Genomic DNA, 24,851 nt, shown 5'->3' on the forward strand with positions numbered 1-24,851 from the left:
ACCCGATCGATCTTTGAAACGCAGTGAGGCCACGGCATGAAATTTGAGGTGTTACAAAGAAGCGGCCGAGCCCGACGAGGTCGACTGACGTTCGCGCGGGGTGAGATTGACACCCCGGCATTCATGCCGGTTGGCACCTACGGCACCGTCAAAGCGATGACCGCCGAGGAGCTGGAGGAATTGGGCGCGCAAATAGTGTTAGGCAACACGTTTCACCTGATGCTCAGGCCCGGCACCGAGGTCGTGCAGGCGCATGGTGGCCTGCATGGGTTCATGCACTGGGAGCGCCCAATCTTGACCGATTCAGGCGGGTTTCAAGTGTGGAGTCTCGCCGAAATGCGCAAGATCAGCGAAGAGGGCGTCACGTTTCGGTCACCGGTCAATGGCGATAAGGTCGAGCTGACGCCGGAAAAATCGATCGCCGTGCAGCACGCACTGGGTGCCGACATCATCATGCAGTTTGATGAGTGCACGCCGTACCCGGCGACGCGCGACGAAGCGGCGACATCGATGACGCTATCGCGTCGATGGGGGAAGCGGTGCCGCGATTTTCACGGCGATCATCCCAGTAGCCTGTTTGGCATTGTGCAGGGCGGCATGTACCCCGATCTGCGGAACGAGTCTCTGGAAGGATTGGTTGAGATCGGCTTTGACGGCTATGCCCTGGGTGGACTGTCTGTGGGGGAAACCGAGGAAGAACGCTTGTTGGTACTCGACAGCACGGCGCACGCCCTGCCGGACAATAAACCCCGCTATTTGATGGGCGTCGGCACGCCCAAAGACCTTGTACAGGCGGTCGCGCGCGGAGTGGATATGTTCGATTGCGTGATGCCCACGCGCAACGCCCGCAATGGCTATCTGTTCACGTCCGAGGGTGTGATCAAAATTCGCAACAGCCGTCACCAGCATGACACCGGGCCCATCGACCCGGCGTGTGACTGCTACACGTGTCGCCATTACAGTCGCGCCTACCTGAGGCATCTGGACCGTTGCGGCGAGATTCTCGGGCCGCGGCTCGCCACGATTCACAATCTGCACTTCTATCAAACGCTCATGCGCCGCATGCGCGAAGCGCTGGACGCCGGCCAATTTGAGGAATTTGCCGCCGATTACTTGAAATCACCCGTGTGTAGCCCAAACTCTGTGGCATAATGCGGCGCTTATTTTTGCCGCCTGGCGCGCTGCCGGGCCGGCTGCGACCCTCACTCAAAGGAAGTTCGCCATGCTGGGAAGTCTCTCCGTTTCCGACCTCGGTGCCCTAGGCGCTGATTTTTTCATCCGCACCGCCTCGGCTCAGGCCACCGGCGCCCCGCAGGGACCGGGTTTGGGCGGCTTTATCTTGCCGCTGGTCTTCATTCTGGCGCTGTACTTTCTGCTGATCCGTCCCCAGGCGCGACGCGCCAAAGAGCACACCGCCATGGTCAAGGGACTGGGCAAGGGTGACGAAGTGGTATCAGCCGGAGGCGTGTTGGGGCGGATCACCGACTTGGACGAACAGTTTGTCACGCTAAAAGTTGCGAGCAACACGGAAATTAAAATTCAGCGACATCAAATCGGCGCGGTTCTGCCCAAGGGCACCGTCAAGTTTTAAACGCGACGCCTCGCGCCCATTTACCCTCACAAGGCCTAATTCGAATGAATCGTTATCCCTCCTGGCTCAATATCCTGGTTCTGTGCGTGGTGCTCGGCGCGGTGTTTCTGGCGTTACCCAGTTTTTATGGCGAATCACGCGCGGTTCAGATTACCCGCGATTCCGATCTGCCGCTGCCTAGCGATTTGAATACCGCTATCGAGCAGCAGCTCAGCAATGCGGGTGAGTCGGTGCCTCAGGTTTTTACGCACGATGACCGACTTTACATCGTCGTGAATGACGACGATCAGCAGGACCGCATTAAGACTTTGATGACCGACCGCTTTGGCGGCAAAGACAGCGGCTACAAGGTCGCCACCAACTTCGCACCGCTCATGCCCAAATGGCTACGCGACACCGGCGGTCAATCGGTGCGCTTGGGTCTGGATTTGCGGGGCGGTGTGCATCTTTTGTTTGAAGTCGATATGCCACGCGCCATTGCGCAGTACCTCGATCAGATGGCCTCAGCCATCAAGGTGCAAATGCGCGATGCCAAAGTTCCCGGTGTCCGAGTGCAATCGGAAAACGACGGGATTACCGTGACCACCCGTGATGCTGAACGATGCGCCGATGCGCGTCAGGTTGTCGACGATCTCGAGGAAGGGTTTTTGGTGGCGGAACGAAACTCGACCGCCGCGGGAGGCTGCCCGATTCTCCGACTCACCATGAGCGAAACGCAGATCGCCGATCGCCAAAGCTTCGCGATTGAACAAAACACCACGACCCTGCGCAGTCGCCTCGATCAACTCGGCGTGGCGGAACCGCTCGTGCAGCAGCAGGGCGCGAACCGCATTCTCGTACAGTTGCCGGGCGTTGGCGACCCGGCGGAAGTCATCGATACGTTGAGCGCGGTGGCATCCCTTGAATTTCGTGGCGCCTGTGAAACCGGCAGTCCCGCTGAAGCCGCTCGCAGCGGACGAGCGCCGGTAGGCTGCATGCTGGTGCAAGACACCAAAGACGACATTCCTTCACCTGCCGTGCTCGATCGTGATGTGATCGCGACGGGGGCCGAACTGGTTGACGCGCGCTTCTCGTATGACGCCGTTGACGGACCGATTGTGAACGTGAAGCTGGACGGCAGTGCGTCAAAACGCATGTTTGAACACACGAAGGCGAACCTCAATAAACCCATGGCGGTGGTGTTTATCGAGACCACGGCACGCAGTGTGGAAGGTCAGGAGAAGCCGATTCTCGACACCACCAAGGAAGTGATCAACTTCGCCACGATTCGGGGTGTGTTCAGCGATAGTTTCCGAATCTCCGGTTTCACGCCAAATGAGGCGCAGGAGCTTGCCGTGCTGCTGCGCGCCGGCGCCTTGGCGGCGCCGATCTATGTGGTCGAACAGCGTACGGTTGGTCCAACCCTCGGTAAAGACAACATTGAAAAGGGCAAGTATGCCGTGATCATCGGGTTTCTGCTGGTGGTGGTTTTCATGCTCTTTTACTACCGGGTGTTTGGCATCTTTGCCAACTTGGCGCTGCTGGTGAACCTGGTCATTATGATGGCGTTGCTGTCATTACTTCAGGCGTCGCTCACTTTGCCAGGGATTGCGGGAATTGTGCTGACGGTGGGTATGGCGGTAGACGCTAACGTGCTTATCTTCGAGCGTATACGTGAGGAGCTCAGATCGGGCTCTACGCCACAAAATGCGATCCATTCGGGTTACGACAAAGCATTCTCATCGATTGCCGATGCCAACATTACGACGCTCATTGCAGCGCTGGTGCTCTATCTGTTTGGCACCGGCCCAATTCAGGGCTTTGCCACCACGCTGGCCATCGGTATTTTGAGTTCGATGTTCACGGCGATCATCGGCACTCGCGCGCTGGTCAACTGGCTATACGGCGGTGACAAGCAAGTCGATAAGCTGTCGATCTAGTACCTCGGATTCTGTTCAAAGGCACCACCATGCAACTGATTACTAAAACTACCAACATCGATTTCGTCGGTCATCGACGCCCGGCCATGATTCTGTCGCTGGTGCTCATCGTGGTCTCGATTGGCTCATTGTTTGTGCAAAAACTGAATCTCGGTGTCGACTTCACCGGTGGTGTGCTAATGCAAGCGCAGTATCCCAACGGTGCGGATCTGCCGTCGATTCGCTCGGCGCTTGAAAATGCAGGCATTGATGACGCGACTGTCCAGTTGTTTGGTTCACCCCGCGACGTGCTCGTGCGTCTGCCGGTGTCCGAGGACACCGTACCTGACTCGCAGGATGTTGAAGAAGGCCAAAAAACAACCATGGGTGAAACCGTCTTTGACGTGCTCAAAGCCGCCGACGGCTCGGTCAAACGAGGCCGGGTTGAGGTAGTGGGGGCGCAGGTGGGTAAAGAGCTCAGTGAAGCGGGCATGTTGGCGCTGATGATCGCGCTGATGTTGATTTTTATCTATGTCGCGATTCGCTTTGTTTGGAAGTTCGGTGCCGGCGCCGTAGCGGCGCTAGTGCACGATGTCATTTTAGTGGTGGGCTTTTTCTCGCTATTTCAACTTGATTTCGACTTGTCGGTGGTGGCCGCGGTGCTCGCGGTGATCGGTTACTCGCTCAACGATACGATCGTGGTGTTCGACCGCATTCGCGAGAACTTTCTGGACTTACGCAACGTTGAGCCCGAAGAAATCGTGAACCGCTCCATTAATCAGATGCTCGCGCGTACCATCATAACCGGCGTCACCACACTGCTGGTGCTGCTGGCGCTGTATTTTGTGGGCGGTGAAGCGCTTCAGCCGTTCTCGCTGGCGCTCATTATCGGCATCGTTGTTGGTACATACTCGTCGATCTATGTGGCCAGTTCCACCGCATTGGGCCTCGATGTCACCGTGGAAGATTTGTTGCCGCCGGTGGTGGAAGACGAGCAAGACGCCCTGCCGTAACGGCGGACTCCTGCCCGCCTAGCCGGAATCGACCGGCATTCAGCTCAGTTGATGCGACTGAACGCCGCGCTGCGGTTCGCTGAACGATCGGCGATGTGTGATGTTGACGATCCTTGCCTGCCGAGGTCTATCGGCGCTCGAGCTCGACGATAAGCGGGTTGGGTTCGAGGTCATAGGACACGCCGGTTTGGGGGCCAACCGGTACATTGAATATCCCGCCGACCGACACCGATGCGGTGGCTGGGCGTCCACCGGTTTGCGATTTTACGGAACGAATGGTGGTCGTGTAAGGGCGGTAGCCGTCTTTGGTAAGGGTGACGCGAAATTCGCTCGAACGCGGTAAATCAAAGTGGCACGGTGTTAGGCACGATTCGCCGGTGGAGAGCTTAGCCAGTGCGGTTTCGGGCTCGCTTTGGATATGAAAGCGTTCGTTTTCGTTGCGGTTGGAGGACGCGCAGCTGGCCACTAATGGCAACAGTGCACACAGAACGCACACGGATGATCGACGCATAACAAACGCCTCAGTAAACGACTCACTAAGATGGACTCAAAACAACGTAATTAGTTCGGGCACTGGACCGCGGGCGTGAGTCGATCAGTTTTATTTGCGGTGAGGGGCCAACGTTTTGAGCAGGTCTCGCAACACACGGGCAGAACCTGCCGCCACATTACCAGTGGTTAAGTGCGTTTCTTGGCCGTCCAGATCGCTGACCAAACCACCGGCTTCGCGCACGATGAGTTCGCCGGCCGCAATGTCCCAGATTTTCAGTCCGCGTTCCCAAAAACCATCGAAGCGCCCAGCGGCGACATACGCCATATCCAAAGCCGCTGAGCCGGCCCGTCGGATGCCGGCTACCTTGAGGCTTACGTCGCGTAACATGCCCAGGTAATTGTCGAGTTCGACTGGGTCGCCGCGGTAGGGAAAGCCTGTGCCGATCAGTGTCCCCTCGAGTCCCTGCGGCGCGGTGACACGAATCTTGCGGTCGTCGAGTGTCGCGCCGTTGCCGCGACTCGCGGTGAACAGCTCCTGGCGAAGTGGGTCGTAAATGACGCCAGCCTCCATCTTGCCGTGGTGACGCGCGGCAATCGACACGGCAAACGCCGGGAAGCCGTGAATAAAGTTGGTTGTGCCATCGATCGGGTCGATAATCCACTCGACTTCGCCGTCCTGTCCGGTTGTCGTACCGGATTCCTCGCCTAAGAAGTTATGGTGAGGGTAGGATTTTTTAATGACTTCGATGATGCGCGCCTCGACAAACTTGTCGACTTCGGTGACGTAATCGTTACGACCCTTGCTTTGCACAGTGAGGTTGTGCAGTCGGTTCATGCTGCGAATAATCGCGTCGCCACCCGCGCGGGCGGCCTGTACGGCGACGTTAACCAAAGGAGTCATAGCGGTGCCTTCATCGTGTGGTGCGCGATCAGCGCAAAAGGATCGTTGGCAGACAGTCTGCACATGGCGATCGGCGGCGGATGGCGCGTAGAATAGCAAAGAATGTTTTGCAGTGTGATGGCAATGAGTGAAATGTCCGAATTCAGTAATCCCAGGCGCCAGGCTGCCACCGAACACGACGATTCGTCTGTGACGGCACTGTCCGAGCGACCCATTCGCATCGTGCTGGTGGGAACGTCGCATCCGGGCAACATCGGCGCGGTGGCACGCGCGATGAAAACCATGCGTCTGAGTGCGTTACGACTCGTAACGCCAAAGGTGTTTCCGCACGCGGACGCCACCGCGATGGCCTCGGGCGCCGATGACCTGTTGGCACGGGCCGAGGTGTTTGATCGGCTCTCTGATGCCATTGCCGATTGCGGCCTGGTGTTGGGTGCGAGCGCTCGTCTGCGTTCGCTACGATGGCCGCAAATGGAGCCACCGGAGGCCGCGCAGCGTGCGCTCGAGGAATCCGCGCAGCATCCCGTCGCGTTCGTATTCGGTCGGGAGCGCACCGGACTAACTAATGATGAGCTGGCGCTTTGCCACGGGTTGGTGCACATTCCGGCCAATCCGGAGTACAGCTCGCTTAATCTGGCGATGTCGGTACAGGTGATGAGCTATGAGCTGCTTATGACCAGTCGAGCCGCACTGCCGCTCCGCGAAAATGCGACGCGCGAGGTCGCCACTGCCGAGGAAATGGACTATTTTTATAGTCACCTGGAGCAGGTCATGATCGACTCAGGGTTTCTTGATCCGGCCGCACCGAAACACCTCATGAAGCGCCTGAGGCGGTTGTATGGTCGGGCGCGGCCCGATCGTCAGGAGCTCAATATTCTGCGCGGCATTTTGTCGGCGGTGGAGAAGCAACGTAACAACACGTGATGCAACGATGAACGACAAACCCATCTATCTGGACTTTGCCGCGACGACCCCGGTTGATAAACGAGTCGCGGCGCGCATGGCGGCATGTTTGACCGACGAGGGCGTGTTTGCCAATCCCGCGTCGACCTCGCATACGTATGGCCAGCAGGCCCGCCAAGCGGTGAATAACGCGCGAGCGCAGGTGGCGTCGTTGATCGGTGCCCAGCCGGAGCACATTGTATTTACCTCGGGCGCAACCGAGGCGGACAATCTGGCCATCAAGGGTGTGGCCCGAGCGAGCGCAGCATCCGGACGGCGCCATATTGTGACGGCCAAAACCGAACACAAAGCGGTGCTCGATACCTGTCGACAGCTTGAAGCCGAAGGGTGTCAGGTCACCTACCTGGTGCCAGCAGAACACGGCCGCGTAACTGCCGCACAAGTCCAGAGCGCCTTGCGGGACGAGACGTGCCTTGTGTCGATCATGCACGTCAACAATGAGATCGGCGTAATCAATCCGATCGATGAGATCGGCCATGTGTGCGCAGAGGCAGGCGTGCCGTTCCATGTGGACGCGGCACAAAGCGCGGGCAAAGTCGCGATTGATCTGTCGACGATAAACGTCAATCTGCTGTCACTTGCGGCGCACAAAGTGTATGGACCCAAAGGGATCGGTGCGCTTTATGTCAAACCCGTACCCCGTCTTCGCATTGAGCCCATTCTTCATGGTGGCGGTCACGAGCTGGGATTGCGGTCAGGCACGTTGGCCACACATCAGATTGTGGGTATGGGCGAAGCGTTCGCCCTCGCCGAACGCGAGCTCGAAGCCGAACACGCGCGGCTCGCGCAGTTGCGCGCGCGCCTACTCGATGGACTACTCGCGCTTGACGCTGTGCAGCTAAATGGGGGTGAGCCCTCAGTGCCGGGTATTGTGAACGTGAGTTTTGCCCAAATAGAAGGAGAGAGCCTGATGTATGCTCTGCGGCCACTGGCCGTGGCGAGCAGCGCCGCCTGTGGGTCGGCGTCGTCTGAATCGTCGTATGTGCTGCGCGCTTTGGGGCATTCGGACCAGCTCGCACAAAGCTCGGTGCGCTTCAGTCTCGGGCGCTCGACCACCCCGGCGCACATCGATCGGGCGATTGAGGTGGTGACTCGGGCCGTGACACGATTGCGCGCACTCAGTCCGGCAGCCGATGGATCGCGCGCCAAGTCCGCCATCAAAGAGGATGAGTCGCAGTCGGTTGGCCGGTGAACACACGGCCAGAACCAACCCGACTATTTTGAGTCTTATGTACAACGAGCAAGTTATTGAGCACTTTGAAGCGCCGCGAAATGTGGCGACGCCAGCGGATCTGGCCGGCTCCTCGCCGACTTTGGTGAGCGGAGAGGGCGGCAATGAGCACAGCGGTGTGTGGATCGGTTTTTGGCTCGATGTTGAGGGCATGACGATCAGGCAGGCACGGTTTCGTGCCTATGGCTGCCCGCATACGCTGGCCATGGCCTCGTGGCTCACCGAACGACTGGTTGGGGAACCGCTCACAAGCGGCTACACTCTGCCTAAGGACGAAATTGTGGCGGCGCTGGCGCTGCCCGCGGAAAAATTGCGCAGTGTGCTGGTTGCCGAAGACGCACTCAGAGACTGTGCCACACAGATACACGAAGGACAGGACGAATATGGCGATTGAACTCACCGACGCGGCGGCCACCCAGGTCGGCGGCTTTCTGAAGGAGCGAGCAGTGCAAGGGCTTAGGCTCAGCGTTAAGCCCACCGGTTGTGCCGGGTACGAATACATCGTTGGCTACGCTGAATCGATCGAAGATGGCGATCAAGTATTTGAAACTAAAGGAATATCTGTCGTTGTCGATGAAAAGAGCCTGCCGCTCATCGACGGTACCATCGTCGATTTCGTCGAATCGGGCATCAGTAAGGTCTTTAAATTCACCAATCCAAACGCCACCGGAGAATGTGGCTGTGGCGAGAGTTTTAACATTTAGCCATCGTCGGCGCGTCGGGGCGTCAGATCCCGTCCTGCTTGTGACATAAAAAAGACGGGATTGCCCTCCCCGGGCGCTCGGAGTAATATTCGTCGGTTCAATAAGTTACCTATCACTAACCCCTCGCGGTCGCGGTGAGCGAGCGCGTATTGCCAACACATTTTGGCCAACCTATTTGGAGAGTCCGCTACATGGCTATTGAAAGAACACTGTCCATCATCAAACCCGATGGCGTGGCAAAGAACATTATCGGTGATGTCTACACGCGCTTTGAAAGCGCCGGTCTTCGCATTGTTGCCGCGCGCATGTTGCACCTCACCCAGTCACAGGCGGAAGAGTTTTACGCGGTTCACAAAGAGCGCCCTTTCTACGGCGACCTTGTTGCGTTTATGACCTCGGGGCCTGTGATGGTTCAAGCGCTCGAAGGCGAAAACGCGATTGCCAAGAACCGTGAGCTGATGGGCGATACCAATCCGCAAAATGCAGCGCCCGGCACCATCCGCGCCGACTTTGCAACCAGCATTGATGAAAACGCGGTACATGGCTCCGATGCCCCCGAAACCGCCGCACAAGAAATCGAATTTTTCTTCGCGGCCGGTGTGTGTCCGCGCACACGCTAAGCGCATCGCGCAACGAACGGCAGCGTCATGGCAACCACTCACGACAAACGCAATTTGCTCGGCGACGATCTCGCGACGTTGTCCGAGCTATTGGTCGAGCTTGGCGGTAAGCCGTTTCATGCCCGCCAGTTGCTCAAGTGGATGCACGCGCGCGGCGTGAGTGACTTTGACGCCATGACCGACCTGTCCAAAAAAGTGCGTGAAAAACTCAACGCCCATTTCGTCGTCGAAGCGCCACGCGTTGTGCAGCGGTTTGACTCCAATGATGGGACCCGTAAATGGTTGCTCGAGGCCGGCGGCGGTCAGGCCATCGAAATGGTGTTTATTCCGGAGGGCAAACGCGGCACATTGTGTATCAGCAGTCAGGTCGGGTGTGCACTGGACTGCTCGTTTTGTTCCACCGGCGCACAGGGCTTTAACCGCAACCTGACGTCCAGCGAAATCGTCAGCCAGGTGTGGTTGGCCAATCACGAGCTCGGTGCCTATGCGTCTGGCATCGGCGAGCTGGCACTGCCTGATGATGACGGCGATGACGTGCCATCGCTTCATGGACATACAGCGGACCGTGTTACCAACGTTGTGTTCATGGGGATGGGTGAGCCACTGGCAAACTATCGGCAGGTTGTACCCGCACTCAACATTTTGATGAGCGATCACGCGTATATGTTGTCGCGCCGCCGCGTCACCGTCAGCACCTCGGGTCTTGTGCCGCAGTTGGCCAAACTGGGTGTGGACACCAATCCGGCGTTGGCCGTATCGCTGCATGCGCCAAACGATGCGTTGCGTGATGAGTTGGTGCCGATCAACCGCAAACATCCGATCGCTGATCTGCTCGATCAGTGTTGGACCTACGTTGAGCAAACCGGCGCACGCACGATCACGTTTGAATATACGCTGATCGATGGCGTGAACGATCAACCGTCTCACGCTTATGAACTTTCGCGCCTGCTGAAAGGTAAGCCCGCGAAGGTGAATCTCATTCCCTTTAACCCGTTTGACGGAAACGCGTTCAAACGATCCAAACCCAATGCTATCCGAGCGTTTAAGGATATTCTTCATCAAAAGAATATTCGCGCGATGGTGCGAAAAACCCGCGGTGATGACATTGATGCAGCCTGTGGACAACTGGCGGGACAAGTGTCTGATCGCACCAAGGTTCGCCTTGGCAATAAACAGTTTATGGTGGTGAGCGCATGATGAATTTGGCCCGGCGTGTGGGATGTATTGGCGTATTGGCGCTACTTGCAGCGTGTGTGCGTACCGATGTGATCGAGGAGCCAACGGCTTCGCCAGTGGAAGCGGCGCGTGCAAACTTTCAACTGGGCGTTGAGTATTTTAAGAAAAACAAGCTGCCGTTGGCATACGAGAAATTCAAACGTTCGGTGGAGCAAGACGGTTCCGTATCTCAAAGCCATGCGTTTCTGGCGCTGGTGGCTGAGCAGCTCGATCAAAAAGACGAGGCACGTAAGCACTATCGACTGGCTTTGCGAATCAACGATAAAGACCCGGTGGTGCAGAACATGTACGGGGCTTACCTGTGCCGTGAGGGACAGGCCGCCAAAGCCGAAGAGCATTTCTTGCTGGCGGCCAACAATCGGTTCTACGGCACGCCTGAAGCGGCGTTGACCAATGCCGGCGCCTGTGCACTGAAACAACAACGATATGATCAGGCGCTTGACTATTTGGACCAGGCGCTCAAACGCAACCCCAATTACGGCCTTGCGTTGTGGCAAATGGCCAATCTGCACTATGAGCAACAGCGCGATCTTCAGGCGCGAGCATTTCTCGAACGCCTGGGGCTGCCAGAGCAGCTGCCGCCCGAGGCGCTGTTGCTGGGTTACCAGATCGCTCGCCGCGCGAACAATGCGGCCCGCATGGACAGCTATCGAGCGGCGTTAACCGAACGCTTCCCGGATTCTACCGAGACCACTCAATTGCTGGAGATCGAACGCAATGGCGGATAATGACGACGCTGCGGCCGAGACACGACGGATAGACGATCCGTCACCGGGTGAACGGCTAAAAAAAGCCCGCACAAAACAAAAGCGTTCGCTCGACGACATCAGTAAGGAGCTGCACCTCGATCGTTGGATGCTCGAGGCGATCGAGCGCGATGACTACAACTCGCTCGGCGCCCCGGTGTTTGCGAAAGGCCACCTGCGGCAATACGCCAAAGTGCTTAACATTGAACCGGATGATTTGATGGTGGGCTATTACCAAGTGTGCGGTACTCGCGAACAACCGCCGCTTGTGGCGGACAGCATGCTTCACGCCCCGAGTCATCACGAACGAAGCTGGAATTGGGTGGTACCGGCCGTGATTGCCTTGGTGGCGATTGCCGTCGTTGCGGGTGGCATCTACTGGTACATGCAGCCGACGGAGGCGCCGGCGAGCGTGGGCGCCAGTAGTGAGGAATTAAACCTCGCCGCGTCCACAAGTCTGGTGCCCGCTATTGAGCCGGTGGCACAAGCCGCGCAGCCTGTGCTGGACGAAACGGTAGAGCCGGTCAATGCGCTGCTCATTCCGCCCGAGCAGGCACAACCCCGTGATGTACCGGACCCAGAGCGCCCCGTGATCGAAGATCAGAACATGACGGTCACGTTGCGTTTCACGGACGATTCATGGGTGGAAATCTACGACGGCAAGCGCCAAAAATTGCTGTACGGACTGGTGGAATCGGCGTCGGTAAAATATCTCAACGGACCGCCACCCATCAGCGTCTTTTTAGGGCGGCAGAGTGCGGTAAATGTGGAGGTCGACGGAGAGAACTTTCCGATCCCAGTAACGGCAACACGCGGCAACACGGCGCGCTTTCAAATCGATAAGCCCTAGATCATTATGATGGCGAGTCACACTGTTAAACGCCCCTGCACGCTTCATTACGCGCCAGGGAGATTCCGTCTTTTCATTGCGCCGTTGATTGAACTGCGATAATTGTCATACCCGCTAGCGCGGTCGCTGCAGCCAGGATTACACGTGAGCAAAGCCATCACCCCCATTAAAGGTATGCCCGACATCGTGCCCGAGCAGATGCCGTACTGGCATCTGGCCGAGAACGTCATACGACGCATTCTTGAGAGCTACGGCTATGATGAGTTGCGCACGCCCATGCTCGAGAAAACCGCACTTTTTCAACGCTCGATTGGTGACGAAACCGATATCGTATCGAAAGAGATGTTTACCTTCGAGAGTCGCGGTGGCGAGAGTCTTAGCCTTCGTCCAGAAGCCACTGCAAGCTGTGTAAGGGCTGGCATCACTCGCGGGTTGCTGCACAATCAGCGCCGTCGCGTGTATTACTACGGGCCGATGTTTCGCTACGAACAACCACAAGAAGGCCGCTATCGACAGTTCTATCAAATCGGCGCCGAGGCCTATGGTTTGGCCGGTCCTGATGTGGACGTGGAACTGCTGCTCATGCTGGCCCGTATTTGGCGCGGTTTGTCGCTCGATGGGCTCGCGCTCAAAATCAATTGCTTGGGTGCGAGCGAGGGCAGGGCGCAGTATATCGACACACTGCGTGCGTACTTTGACGGTCATCGAGAGGCGCTGGATGAGGACAGCGTGCGCCGACTCACGACTAATCCGCTGCGTATCTTGGACAGTAAAACCCCGTCAATGCAGACCCTGATTGATGAGGCGCCTCAGATGCAGGCGTTCTTGAGCGAGGACGAGCAGCGCTATTTCGAGGCGATTCTCGCGCGCCTTGACGATGCGGGTGTGCCATACACCGTCGAGCCACGGCTAGTGCGCGGCTTAGACTATTACACCGGCATGGTGTTTGAGTGGCAGACCGACCAGCTCGGCGCGCAGAATGCGGTCTGCGGCGGCGGCCGTTATGACCAGCTCGTCAAGCAGCTCGGCGGTCGGGATACGCCGGCGGTTGGGTGGGCGATGGGCATGGAGCGACTCATCGCCCTGTTGAGCCACAGCGATGCTACAATCCCCTCCCCCGACGCCAGGGTATACCTGGTGACAGTCGGCGAGCAGGCCGCTCGCGCCGGCGCGATGTTGCTCGAACGGCTGCGTGATGCGCTGCCCGACGTGCGCATGGTGGCGCACGGCGCTCAAGGCAGTTTTAAGAGCCAGCTGCGCGCGGCGGACAAAAGCGGTGCGGAACTGGCGCTGATACTTGGCGACGACGAAGTGGCGCGCCAGTCGCTTGCGATTAAGGCACTGCGACGGGACGCAGGGGCGCAGACCACCGTGGACTGGGACGAGATCGAGACGCAGGTGACTGCACTGCTCGAACACGCGCATTAATTTTCGGTGTGGTGCGCTTAGCGCGCCCACCCTCCAAACTGATAACGAAACTGGAAGATAGACGTGAACGATTACAACACAGACGAAGAAGAACTTGAGAAGCTGAAGAACTGGTGGAACGACAACAAGGTGTTTGTGGTCACAGGACTTGTTGCTGGTGGTGCCATTTTGTTTGGCTACAATTGGTACAAAGACATGACGCGCACGCGCGCAGAAACCGCATCGGCGGTGTTCAGCGAGCTTGAGACTGCGGTGGCTGGCAACGACCGCAACGTGGTGTTGTCCAAAGCAGCCGAACTCAAAAATGAGTTTTCAGCCACGCCGTATGATGCGCAAGCCGCCTTGTCATTGGCCAAGGTGCACGTCGACGCCGGTGATTTTGAGTCGGCCATTGCAGCGCTTAAAGATGCGGTCGACAGCGGTGGCCCTGAGCTGAGCCACATTGCGCGGCTGCGACTGGCGCGGGTGCAGCTTGCGGCTGGTGATACCGATGCGGCGCAAGCCACACTGAAGGTGCGCAATGAAGGCGAGTTCAGTCCGTTGTATCAAGAGGTTCGCGGTGATGTGTTTGTGGCCCTGGGCGACAATGAAGCGGCGATTGAGCAGTACAAATTAGCGCTCGCGCACGACATTCCGCTGGGCGACGTAAGCTTTTTGGAAATGAAGCTGCAAAACTTGGGTGCGTCTACGGACTGAGTGATGGGTGATGCGCGCGTCGCTGCATGGCCGCTGCATGAAACAACACGACTTCGCGTAAACGGACGCATCATGACAAAAGCAGCCTGATGCGTGGCACTAAATGGTGTCGCGTTGATTAACATGAGGTGAGGGTATGAAATCGGTTCGGTCGCTAATTTGGCTGGTCTTCGGCGTCGCATTGGCGGGCTGCCAGAACGCCAAGGACGTTAAGCTAGAGCCAGCGGAATTGGTGCCTCTCACCAGCTCGACCGTCATCACCAAAGAATGGTCGACTAAACTGGGCGGCAATCGCAAAGTCAATCGTCCGGGTCTTGCGCCGGCGGGCAATGGTGCTCGGGTGTTTGCGGCATCGAGCGATGGTGTGGTGTCGGCTTTTGATGCGGTGACGGGCAAAGTCATCTGGCGTACAAACTTGGGCAAAGAGCGCGGTATCTCCGGAGGACCTGGCGTCGGCGGCAACATGGTCGCGGTGGGCACGGCAGAAGGCGAAGTGATTACGTTATCGATCACCGACGGGTCCGAAATATGGACAGCCCGCGTGAGCAGCTCGGTGTTGTCAGCGCCAGCGGTGAGCACGCGCGCGGTCGCGGTGCGCACCATCGACGGCCAATTGACCGCTTTGGACGGTACGACGGGGCTCGAATTGTGGAATGTGGATCGTCGTGTGCAGGGGCTCACCTACTACGGACTGGCCGAGCCGGTGTTTGCCTCGGGTGCCGTCGTGAGTGGGTTTGATAATGGCAAGATCGCGGCGGTGGACGTTGAAAGCGGTCGGGTGATTTGGGAGCGCTCGGTCGCCGAGCGACGTGGGCGCAACGAGTTTGAGCGACTGGCGGATATCGACGGACGCATTACCATCAACGGCGAAGACGCTTTTACTGTTGGCTTTCAAGGTCGTGCAATGCTGGTGTCGCTGCCGACAGGTCAGCCCATTTGGGCACAGGACATGTCGAGCCGCTACCCGGTGGCCGTGGACTGGAACCAGGTGATCATCACCACCGACGAAGACTCGGTAGTGGCGCTCGATCGGCGCACCGGTGTGCAAAATTGGAAGCAGGATAGTTTGTTACGTCGCGAGGCCGGTGCGCCCGTGCTCGTGGGCACCTCGATCGCCGTAGGGGATTTCGACGGCTATGTACATTGGATTTCCGCGCTCGATGGCAGTTTCCAAGCGCGCACACGCGCCGGCAGTAGCCCCATTTCGGCGTCGCCACTGGTGATGGGCGATATGCTCTACGTACAAAATGACGACGGCGAGCTGCATGCGTTCAAAAAACCGGCGGTCATTGACGCACCCTAAGCACCGTTAAGCGCGCTCGCCCTCAGCAACAAACAGCAAACCTGTTCGCTGCTTACCGTATACTTTTATTCAAACGCACCGGAGTACATCGACATGCGCGCTGCGCAGTCGGCAGTAAAACACGAGTACTCCGTTTCGGTCTGACGCGCTCTTAGCGCGACACTGAGGCATGCGCACGATGAGCTCCGACAACGAACAGCTAGAACCGCAGGACGAAACGAGTAGCGATATGCTGCCCGTGGTGGCGTTGGTGGGTCGACCCAATGTCGGTAAGTCCACGCTGTTCAACACGCTTACTCGATCGCGTGATGCACTGGTGGCCGACCAACCTGGACTCACCCGCGATCGGCAGTATGGCTTTGGTCGTGTGGGCACCATTCCGTACCTAGTGGTGGATACGGGCGGTTTGTCGGGTGATACCGATGGCCTAGATGGATTGATGGCGCAACAGACGCAGCGCGCCATCGAAGAAGCGGACTATGTCCTGTTTATGGTCGATGGGCGCGATGGCCTGTCGGCTACCGATCATCAGGTGGCGCAGCTGTTGCGCCGACACAATACACCCATGCAGCTTGTGGTGAATAAATCAGAAGGCCTCGATCCCGATGTGGTCGGCGCCGAATTCTATGCACTGGGCGCCGGCGATCCGGCGTCCATTTCGTCCGCCCATGGGCACAATGTTGCGGCGTTGATGGACGAGGTGTTAGCCACGTTTCCAATACCGTCGGAAACCGCCGAAACGCACGGCATCAAGGTGGCGATCATTGGTCGACCAAATGTGGGTAAGTCCACGCTGGTAAATCGCTTGGTGGGTGAAGAGCGTGTGGTGGCATTTGATCGGCCGGGCACCACGCGCGACAGCGTTTATGTGCCGTTTGAGCGCGATGGTACGCAGTACACACTGATCGACACCGCGGGCGTTCGTCGGCGTTCTAAGGTCGACGATGGCATCGAGAAGTTCAGTATTGTCAAAACGCTGCAGGCAATCGACAAAGCCGATGTAGTGGTGTGCATGCTGGACGCGCGCGAAAGCGTGACCGATCAGGATGTGCGCTTGCTGGGTCTTGCTCTGCATCGTGGGCGCGCTCTCACACTCGCGATCAATAAATGGGATGGCCTCAGTCCGTATCAGCGTGACACGATACGTCGAGAGCTCGAAGTCAAACTGCCGTTTGCCACATACATCGACAGTCATTTTATCTCGGCGCTGCATGGCAGTGGCGTCACGGATGTGCTGGCCTCGGTCATCGACTGTCATACGGCTGCTACACGCGAACTGCCCACCGCCGAGCTCACGCGGGTGCTCGAAGACTGTGTGCAGTCCCATCCACCGCCTGCGTCGCGTGGTCGACGTCCCAAGCTGCGCTATGCGCATCAGGGTGGACGCAATCCGCAGATCATTGTCATCCACGGCAATATGACCAATCACATTGCGGACAGCTACCGACGTTTTTTGGAAAATCGCTTCCGGAAGAACTTCCGACTGCATGGTGCGCCGGTGAAGATCGAATTTAAAAGCGGTAAGAACCCGTTTGCTGGTCGGCGTAACAAGCTCACCGATCGGCAAAAAAATCGTAAAAAACGTTTACTCAAACACGTCAAACGGAAATAGTGATGAAGCCACTTGCGACCAACCGAAAGAAGACCTCTCAGCTGGGTTACACGTTTCTTGCCGTTGTGGCGGTGTTGGTGGTCCTCGGCGCGCTCAATCATGAAAAACTCTCGCGGCTTTACGCGGTGGTGACGCTGTTTGATGAAGACAAAATCGTCAATCATTTTTCCAACATGGATAACGTAATGCTATCGGCACCGCTGGTGCGCGATGGGCCCACCGACCCGTGGCCTGAGGCACGTGCGCCCATGCCAAATACCTTTGCGTATGACGGTGAGAATTTGGACGTCGAGGCGTTTTTGACCGACACCGCAACGACGGCGCTGGTGGTGATAAGCGACGGCGCCATTGTGCATGAACAGTATCGGCTCGGCACACAGCAGCAAGATCAGCGTATTTCGTGGTCCATGGCGAAGTCGTTTTTATCGGCGGTGCTGGGCATCGCGGTGGCCGAAGGGCAAATCGAATCACTGCGCGATCCTGTCGATAAGTATGTGCCGGCGCTTGGCGATTCGGCGTATGCCGGCGTGGCACTTGAAGACGTGCTGCACATGTCGAGCGGCATTCGTTTTAATGAAGACTATTTCGATTTCAATAGTGACATCAATAAGATGGGCCGCGTTCTGGCGTTGGGCACCTCGATGGACGACTTCGCGATCAGTATGAACGAGCGCGATCGTGATGCCGGCACGCAGTGGCACTATGTGTCCATTGATACGCATGTGCTCGCCATGGTGTTGCGTGCGGCCACCGGCACTACGCTGACCGACTATCTATCCCGCCGTCTGTGGCAACCGTTGCGCACCGACGGTGACGGCTATTATCTGACCGATGGCGAGGGCGTGGCGTTTGCGCTGGGTGGGCTCAACATGCAGACGCGAGACTACGCGCGGTTTGGTCAGCTTTTTCTAAATAACGGCAGCTGGAACGGTGAGCAGGTCATTCCGGCCGATTGGACCGAACGGTCAACGCGCAATAGTGCACCCGGTATGAAACGCGTTGGTCAAGGCTACGGGTATCAATGGTGGCTGCCGCCCGAGGCAAACGGCGAATTCTATGCCGGAGGTATTTACGGGCAGTACATTTACGTGAACCGCGAGAAGGGTGTTGTGGTGGCTAAAAATTCAGCGCACCGTACGTTCAACGCGCCCGGTGTGCGGATGAAGACAATTGCGTTCTTTCGGTCGCTCGCCGCGCATTACGATACCGAATAATCGTGCCCGATTCGCGCGGATCGGTTGAGCAGCAGACGTATTCGACGACCTGTCGATGCGAGTGTGTTCGAATCGATTTTCGCTTGCCCAAGCCTATTGGCGGCTATGAGCCCCGTCGCTGTGACTGTGCGTTCTGTACCGCCAGGCAAATCGCTTACTTGTCCGATAAAGACGGTGTGCTGATCGTGAAAAGTAGGCAGCCCATGCGGCCAGTACGGCAGGGGTCGGAGCAAGCGGTATTTTGGGCGTGTCCCGTCTGTAACGAGATTGTGGCGGTTACCCACCAAGACGGCGGCACCCTGCGGGGCGCCGCTAATGCCGCGCTTTTTGCTAACCACCACACGATGAAGGCGCCGATTACTGTATCCCCCAAATTACTGTCTCCCGAGGAAAAGCGTGATCGCTGGGTCGAGATTTGGGCAAGCGTCGAGTTCGCCACGGGGTCGGCCGAGTAGCGGGTGGTCGATGAGCGTAATCGCGATGATCCAACGATGGTGCCCAACGCGTTCAATCTGCGCCAATAAACCGCCACAAACAGGACTTTCGGCCCAGCGTCTGGACGACGACTAACGGTGTCAGGTCTGCTACGCAGAGCAAACCTGACACCTGTCGTGTCGCTTAAAGGGTGTTGCAGTTGGCGAGTGAGCTGGGTCCCGGTGCGCCGAAGATGCTGTTGACCATGACCGGGTAGTCGAGGAAGTTGACCACACCGTCGCCGTTGAAGTCATGCAACGGGTCCGTGCTTTGGAACGCTCCGCCAAACAGCGCGACATCCAAGAAATTCACTTCGCAGTCGTTGTTCGTGTCGGCGTCGCAGCGATTGCCAAAGCCATCGCCATCGGTGTCGAGCTGCGATGGGTTTGCCACATTGATGCAGTTGTCGTTGTTGTCTGTGAGACCGTCGGCGTCGCTGTCTACGGTGTCGTTGGGCAACGCATTCAGCTCATTGAGGTAGGCGCTGATCAACTGCGCACCAGCTGGATCAATGTCGAGCGTGGCGTGTGCGATGACCGCGTCGGTCAGATTGGCCGCCGAACCATCGTGAAGATACGGCGCCGACTGCCATAAGCCGTTCAGCGTGGGAGTGTCGATCGCGGCAAGTGTGCCACCCAGGCGGCCGCCGGATGCCGCGGTGATGGTGCCGATGTCGTGGGCACCACCGGTCGGTGAGTCCGTCGTCACCGTGCCGGCATGACAGGTTGCGCACCCCTGCTGAAGGAACAACGCTCGGCCCGCAATGGCGTCGGTGCTGAACGATTCGTCCGGTGCACGAATGGGGTTCATGGGTGTGCTGGCCAGCGAGTTGAGATACGCGGCGAGCGCATCGAGATCGGCGCTGAGTCCTGCTTTGGGATCGCCCAGCGGTTGGCTCACGCTGCCGGCGAAATAATCGGCGTCGGCCATTAGACCGCTGCCGCCGGCAAAGTCGCGAATCTGCCCTTCGAAGTCTTGTACCTCGTCGAAGTTATTGCTCCAGTGTAAACCGCCGTGGGCCATGCCACCTTTGCCGATGAGCGAGATAGTGTTACGCAGGCCTTCGCCGAACTGAGTGAAGTCCCATACGCGGCCGTCGTCGTCGCCTTCGTTATGACACGATGCACAGCTCATGTAGTCGCTCGCGGCGAGCCGGTCGTCGAGCGCATCCGTAAAGAGCTGCTTGCCGAGCAAAACGTTTGCCGATAACGCTTCGCTATTCACCATCGTGGTTGTCTGCAACTCGGTCGCGGCAAACGACACATCTTGCGAGATGGACGACACGTCGATGACGCTGACGCTGCGGTCCATAAAATTATGCGCATAGAGTCGATTACCATCAGCGGAAAGCACCACACTTTGCGGCGCACGACCCACATCCAGCCGCAACAGTTGTCCGCCATTGGACAGATCAATGACCGCCACGTGTCGGCTGGTCTCCAGTGCCACGAATAGTTTTTCACCATAGGCACCAATGACTGCACCCGTGGCCACACTCGAGTTGTCGTGATCGATTCGCGCGGTGAGTAGCTCGGCGCTGTTGATTAGGTTTACTTGAGACGTCACGGCGCGCACGGTGTGGTCAAAATCGAGTGTGCTGCCGTCTCGGGCGGTGCCGCCTAGAATATTGTCTTGCTTGGACGGCACATAGGCCATCATGCCGTCGGGCGCGATGACCGGTGCGTTGAGATAATTGGGAATGCCCGGTCCTTGTGTTTCTGAGGCCACGACGTTGCGATGTTGAAGCCGAATCTCGCCTTCTGGTTGAAGCGTATTGGCGTTGACGCGACGTATCAGGCCGCCGTCGGTCGCCTGCGGTGTGACGAGCGTTGTGGACTCACCGGTTAACTGTGGCGTGATGAATTGCGTCACGAGCAGTTGCGCGCCGTCAGCCGTGATCGCAAGGTGTCGAGGTCGATAGCCAAGCGGCGCCATGCCGTTGATGTTTGCGGTGGCAACGTCGATACGCAATAACTCCGCGCTTGCCTCCAGCACCACATAGGCGCTGCCGCCGCCGGGAGCGATGACAATACCATGCGGCGCGGAGCCGCGCGGTAAAAGCACGCTGCGTGTTACGTTGCGCGTGGCCACATCGATGATGCTAATTGAGTCGTCGGCTTTGTTACTCACCCATACCTCATTTGTGCTGTCGCTATAGGTCAGTCCCCACGGTTTTGCCCCGACGTCGATCTCGTCGATTTGCACGCCTGCCGCTGACAGCACGCCCACCGTGTCGTTGTCCGGATTGACATTCCATAGGTTGGCGTCGACCGCGTTGCCCAGCCGAATGAGCGTAGAGGAACTCACCGCACGCGGGGCGAGCGAAATATTGTCGCCAATGCCGTCGCCGTTGCTGTCACTGGATTCGCGTGGGTTACTGGCGAAGACGTCGCCATTGTCTCCGACGCCGTCACCATCGCTGTCCGCCGATTCATTGGGATCGCTGGGGAACGCGTCGCTGTTGTCGCCCACGCCATCAAGATCACTGTCCAGCCATTCGGTATTGTCGTTGGGGAACGCGTCGATACTGTCCGCGTAGCCATCGCCATCGGAGTCAACCGGGCCGAGTCCATCAAGGGCTTGCAGGAGCGCGAAGGCGTTGGAAAATTCGGCGTGCAGACCTTCGGCGATAAATAGCTCAAGCGACGCGCCGCCGCCATTCTCAAAAAAGATGAGTTCGATGTCATGTACGCCCACCCCTAGGTTGACCGAACCGAAGTTGTCGACGGGCGGATGGGTGAGGTTGTCTTCTATGAGCGTTTGACCGTTCACACGCAGTCGCACACCGTCATCAGAGTTAGTACCAAACGTGTAGTCGCCGTCTTTGACAATACTGATCTGTCCGGTAACGCGTACCGCGAGGGTATCGAGGTAGGGAAATAGCACGTTGTTGCCAAAATGACCGGTGCCACCTAAGCCATCCCAATAGTCGACGGTTGCAGTCGACTGGAACTCAGCCGCCACGCCGCCGCTATTGAGCAATGCTTCGGTAATTGCCAGTGTGTTGACCGCGTCGTCCGAGTCGACAAACAGCACATTGAACGTGCCATCACCGGCGTTGCCGAGTTCACCGTTAACCGGCTGCAGTAGTTCAAACGCGTCTGAAAACGCGGTGAGCGAACCAGGTGCTAAGAACAACTCGAGCGTGGCGCCGCCGCCATTCTCAAAGTACACCAGCTCAATTTCATGAATGCCGGGGTCCAAATCGATAGTCCCGAAGCGGTTCGCTGGACCATGTAGCGCATCGTCTACGATTACGTCCTGGCCGTTCACACGTAGACGTAAGCCGTCATCAGAGTTAGTGCCAAAGGTGTACGTGCCCGCCGTGTAAATACCAAAACGACCGGTCACTCGTGTCACAAACGTATTGAGATACGGAAACACATCGTCATTGGTGAAGTTGCCGGTGCCGCCCTGATTGTCGACAATATTGACTTGTGGCAATGCTTGAAACTGAGCGTTCACACCACCGCTTGCGAGCAGCGCATCGGAGTCGGCGAGCGAAGTGACCGCGCTATCCGAATCGACAAATAGAAAATTGAATGTCGGCGTGTTGTCCGCACGCGGCAGAAGATGTGCGTTGGCCCAGTCAGCATGGTCGCAGTTGATGTTGTCACCGCCGTCATTCACGCGCAGCGACAATGTGCTCACGCCGGCAATGCCCAAGTCCACGTCGACCGCGCCGCTTTGGTAGTCAAGCACTGGACTGGTGTAGAGCGGCAAATCATCACCAAACACGCTGAATTGTACGCTGCCGCACGCGGTGTCGACCACTTCGTCATCCACACCGAGCGTTGATTTAAAGCGGCTATAGTCGCCCGCGACATCGATGTCGATTTGCGACACTGCGTGCACACCCACACCTTTTGCGTAGGTGGTACCGCGAATGCTCAGTGTTGTGCCATCGCCTGCGGCCGTCTCGCCGTTGCTCATGTCGCGTTCGGCGGGGCCCCATCCGTTAACTTCGTTTTCCCACGCGAGATCCGAGATATAGATCTCATCACCGGTGGGCACATCGGGCGGGCGCTGTACCTGCAAAATGTGGCCGACGGAAGGCGCCCCATTGGCGCCGATCGCGAACATCCAGTAATAGCCCGGCACCACGACATTGGGATTGGGGTTAAGCGAAAGTTCATACGTGCCGGCGCCCGTTGCCGTGAAGTCGATCGGAATAAAACGCTGGTCCGTGTTGATGGCGTGCGTTGTTGCCGACAGGCGCACCATGGAAAATTTCGTGACCCCGTCGCTGGCCGAAACGTTCAATACGTCGCCGGCGCGTGCGGTGGACGCCGCCGCTGTGATTTGTGGTCGGGTCGCGTTCGAGCCGTCTGCGTTAAATAAGTACGGTGGCGAAAAAATTTGTCCGTCAAGATGATTGGCGCTACAGCCACCACAGGCGCCACCACCGGCGGCCAATACGCGACCGTCACGCAGCAGCAGACCAATCGAATGGTAGTTGCGTGGCACGGTCATGCTCGCGAGCACTTCCCATTCATCCAGATCGGGCTTGTAGAGCTCCGCCGCAAACACACTCGCGTCATCATTAAACAGTCGACCGTCGGTGTTGCCGCCCACCACCAATACGTCGCCCGTCGGCAGCATCACCGTGTTGGAGTTGGCGCGGCCCGTGTTGATCGGTGCTGCATTCGTCACGACCGGTGCAGGTCCATTCAAGTCGACCAGATAAACATCGTTTGTCACCGCCGGGTTGGTCGTGCGGTCATAGCCGCCCACTAAGATGACTTTACCGACATCGTACGTGGTGACATTACCGAACATGCGGGTGCGTGTGCCGGTTGGCTGACCCAAATCGGTCACCCCGCCTGAACCATACGGATCAAACTCATGCCATGTGGGCGTCGGGCCCCCATGAAACACATTGCCATTTGGGCCCACGGCCATCTGCGCCCACCATTGCATATTGGCGGCACTGTTGACGACCGGTTCGCCATTGGCGGCGTTTTGCTCGTTGAGTAAGTCGATCATGGTCGCGCCGGGTGTGAGCGTCCAGGTGTTTGAGGCGGGCGAGAACCGTTCCGACGAATCGCCGGCGGTATTGGCGAAGGTGGAGAAAATGGTGTTGTTGGGCAGCGTGAGATTTGTACCGTACCAGCGTGTGCGGTTCATTGTGGGTAAAGGTGTCCATTCGAGTGCCACCGGATCGAACGCGCTCGTGCGTACGTCATTGGGGTTACCGCCGGAGGCGACAAATCGGCCATCTTCCAACGTCGACACGCCTGCGCAAAACATGTCGTGGAAATCACTGTCGACATTGGTGAACGTTTCGGTGGTGGGGTCAAACAACGACGAGTGGGTAAACTCCCGGTTGGCCGGAAACGCGTTCACTTCGGTCGAGGAATAGGACACGATGCGACCGTCGGGCAGGGTGCCCGCGGTAATCGCGATATGCGGCCAGGCGATCGGGCTGCCCCAGGCACCATCGGTCGCATTGCGTAGTTGGGTTTCCTTGTCGCCATCATCAGCGAACGCGGTCATGGACAGAACGCACGCCGCAACGACGGCGCTGGCTAGCACACTTGGCTTGATCATTTTTTAACGCCCGTTTTGTCGCAGAGGCGACATCGCCCGCTGCGGTGATTCTTTTTATTACTGATTAATCAGCATGTTTCGTGCCAACGCGTGCCATCTCAAGGTAATCCATGTGCTTAAGGAGTGCGACCGCTACTCTTTTGAGTCGAGATGTAAAGTCGCTCGACGCAAAGTAGTCACGAGTCAGACACTTACGTTCGATGGCCGCTTGGATTACGTCTAATCGATGCAGTGGACAGGTGGCGGATATGGAACAGTCTCGGCGCGACACGGGGATGAAGTCCAAGGGGTCACGTGCCGGCTTTCTGCGTTCGAGTGTCAGGCCTCAG

The 24,851-nt window shown here is 57.8% G+C and carries 21 protein-coding genes; 18 read left to right on the forward strand and 3 right to left on the reverse strand.

Annotated elements, in window-relative coordinates; all coding sequences use genetic code 11:
* The first annotated feature begins 36 nt into the window (after positions 1–36).
* From tgt to secF, 4 genes are all read left to right on the forward strand, one after another.
* Positions 37–1,152, forward strand: a complete 1,116-nt coding sequence (gene tgt / locus AAF465_00620; protein ID MEM7081229.1) for a tRNA guanosine(34) transglycosylase Tgt — start codon at positions 37–39, stop codon at positions 1,150–1,152.
* Between the two features lie 70 nt (positions 1,153–1,222).
* On the forward strand, positions 1,223–1,591 hold the full coding sequence (gene yajC, locus AAF465_00625; protein ID MEM7081230.1) for a preprotein translocase subunit YajC: 369 nt from the start codon (positions 1,223–1,225) through the stop codon (positions 1,589–1,591).
* A 44-nt stretch (positions 1,592–1,635) separates the two neighbouring features.
* The gene (gene secD, locus AAF465_00630; protein ID MEM7081231.1) at positions 1,636–3,510 is read left to right on the forward strand and encodes a protein translocase subunit SecD; all 1,875 of its coding nucleotides are present in this window, start codon (positions 1,636–1,638) and stop codon (positions 3,508–3,510) included.
* A 29-nt stretch (positions 3,511–3,539) separates the two neighbouring features.
* A complete protein-coding gene (gene secF, locus AAF465_00635) occupies positions 3,540–4,502 on the forward strand; it encodes a protein translocase subunit SecF (protein MEM7081232.1) in 963 nt (320 codons plus the stop codon).
* A gap of 127 nt (positions 4,503–4,629) precedes the next feature.
* Here secF and AAF465_00640 read toward each other — a convergent pair whose 3' ends face one another.
* Both AAF465_00640 and AAF465_00645 read right to left on the reverse strand, forming a co-directional pair.
* The gene (locus AAF465_00640; protein ID MEM7081233.1) at positions 4,630–5,013 is read right to left on the reverse strand and encodes a translation initiation factor 2; all 384 of its coding nucleotides are present in this window, start codon (positions 5,011–5,013) and stop codon (positions 4,630–4,632) included.
* A 90-nt stretch (positions 5,014–5,103) separates the two neighbouring features.
* Positions 5,104–5,895 (reverse strand): inositol monophosphatase family protein, encoded by a 792-nt coding sequence (locus tag AAF465_00645; protein ID MEM7081234.1) that lies wholly within the window; start codon positions 5,893–5,895, stop codon positions 5,104–5,106.
* A gap of 123 nt (positions 5,896–6,018) precedes the next feature.
* Here AAF465_00645 and trmJ point away from each other — a divergent pair, with 123 nt between their 5' ends.
* The 14 genes from trmJ to AAF465_00715 all read left to right on the forward strand — a co-directional run bounded on the left by trmJ (position 6,019) and on the right by AAF465_00715 (position 18,953).
* Positions 6,019–6,819 carry a tRNA (cytosine(32)/uridine(32)-2'-O)-methyltransferase TrmJ gene (gene trmJ, locus AAF465_00650; GenBank protein MEM7081235.1) on the forward strand — a complete coding sequence of 267 codons (801 nt, stop codon included), beginning with the start codon at positions 6,019–6,021 and terminating at the stop codon, positions 6,817–6,819.
* Positions 6,820–6,826: 7 nt separating this feature from the next.
* Entirely contained in the window at positions 6,827–8,050 is a 1,224-nt protein-coding gene (locus AAF465_00655) for an IscS subfamily cysteine desulfurase (GenBank protein MEM7081236.1), read from the forward strand.
* Entirely contained in the window at positions 8,025–8,483 is a 459-nt protein-coding gene (locus AAF465_00660) for an iron-sulfur cluster assembly scaffold protein (GenBank protein ID MEM7081237.1), read from the forward strand. The genes AAF465_00655 and AAF465_00660 overlap by 26 nt, the downstream gene beginning before the upstream one ends.
* Complete coding sequence (locus AAF465_00665) at positions 8,473–8,793, forward strand: iron-sulfur cluster assembly accessory protein (protein MEM7081238.1); 321 nt, start codon at positions 8,473–8,475, stop codon at positions 8,791–8,793. The genes AAF465_00660 and AAF465_00665 overlap by 11 nt, the downstream gene beginning before the upstream one ends.
* Positions 8,794–8,984: 191 nt before the next feature.
* The gene (gene ndk / locus AAF465_00670) at positions 8,985–9,413 is read left to right on the forward strand and encodes a nucleoside-diphosphate kinase (protein ID MEM7081239.1); all 429 of its coding nucleotides are present in this window, start codon (positions 8,985–8,987) and stop codon (positions 9,411–9,413) included.
* A 27-nt stretch (positions 9,414–9,440) separates the two neighbouring features.
* The gene (gene rlmN, locus AAF465_00675) at positions 9,441–10,610 is read left to right on the forward strand and encodes a 23S rRNA (adenine(2503)-C(2))-methyltransferase RlmN (protein ID MEM7081240.1); all 1,170 of its coding nucleotides are present in this window, start codon (positions 9,441–9,443) and stop codon (positions 10,608–10,610) included.
* Positions 10,607–11,377, forward strand: coding sequence for a type IV pilus biogenesis/stability protein PilW (gene pilW, locus AAF465_00680; GenBank protein ID MEM7081241.1), 771 nt, complete (start codon positions 10,607–10,609; stop codon positions 11,375–11,377). The genes rlmN and pilW overlap by 4 nt, the downstream gene beginning before the upstream one ends.
* Positions 11,367–12,245 (forward strand): RodZ domain-containing protein, encoded by an 879-nt coding sequence (locus AAF465_00685; protein MEM7081242.1) that lies wholly within the window; start codon positions 11,367–11,369, stop codon positions 12,243–12,245. The genes pilW and AAF465_00685 overlap by 11 nt, the downstream gene beginning before the upstream one ends.
* 144 nt (positions 12,246–12,389) lie before the next feature.
* Entirely contained in the window at positions 12,390–13,673 is a 1,284-nt protein-coding gene (hisS, locus tag AAF465_00690) for a histidine--tRNA ligase (GenBank protein MEM7081243.1), read from the forward strand.
* A 63-nt stretch (positions 13,674–13,736) separates the two neighbouring features.
* Positions 13,737–14,369 (forward strand): tetratricopeptide repeat protein, encoded by a 633-nt coding sequence (locus tag AAF465_00695; protein ID MEM7081244.1) that lies wholly within the window; start codon positions 13,737–13,739, stop codon positions 14,367–14,369.
* Positions 14,370–14,505: 136 nt separating this feature from the next.
* Positions 14,506–15,672: an outer membrane protein assembly factor BamB gene (gene bamB, locus AAF465_00700; protein ID MEM7081245.1), complete on the forward strand. Its 1,167-nt coding sequence runs from the start codon at positions 14,506–14,508 to the stop codon at positions 15,670–15,672.
* A gap of 229 nt (positions 15,673–15,901) precedes the next feature.
* Complete coding sequence (gene der, locus AAF465_00705; GenBank protein MEM7081246.1) at positions 15,902–17,284, forward strand: ribosome biogenesis GTPase Der; 1,383 nt, start codon at positions 15,902–15,904, stop codon at positions 17,282–17,284.
* Between the two features lie 2 nt (positions 17,285–17,286).
* The gene (locus AAF465_00710; GenBank protein ID MEM7081247.1) at positions 17,287–18,498 is read left to right on the forward strand and encodes a serine hydrolase; all 1,212 of its coding nucleotides are present in this window, start codon (positions 17,287–17,289) and stop codon (positions 18,496–18,498) included.
* A gap of 203 nt (positions 18,499–18,701) precedes the next feature.
* Entirely contained in the window at positions 18,702–18,953 is a 252-nt protein-coding gene (locus AAF465_00715) for a hypothetical protein (protein ID MEM7081248.1), read from the forward strand.
* A gap of 163 nt (positions 18,954–19,116) precedes the next feature.
* Here the strand turns inward: AAF465_00715 and AAF465_00720 are convergent, their stop codons facing one another.
* Positions 19,117–24,522, reverse strand: coding sequence for an NPCBM/NEW2 domain-containing protein (locus AAF465_00720; GenBank protein MEM7081249.1), 5,406 nt, complete (start codon positions 24,520–24,522; stop codon positions 19,117–19,119).
* Positions 24,523–24,851 lie beyond the last annotated feature (329 nt).

Source organism: Pseudomonadota bacterium (assembly GCA_039028935.1).
Classification (GTDB): Bacteria; Pseudomonadota; Gammaproteobacteria; order Steroidobacterales; family SZUA-146; genus SZUA-146.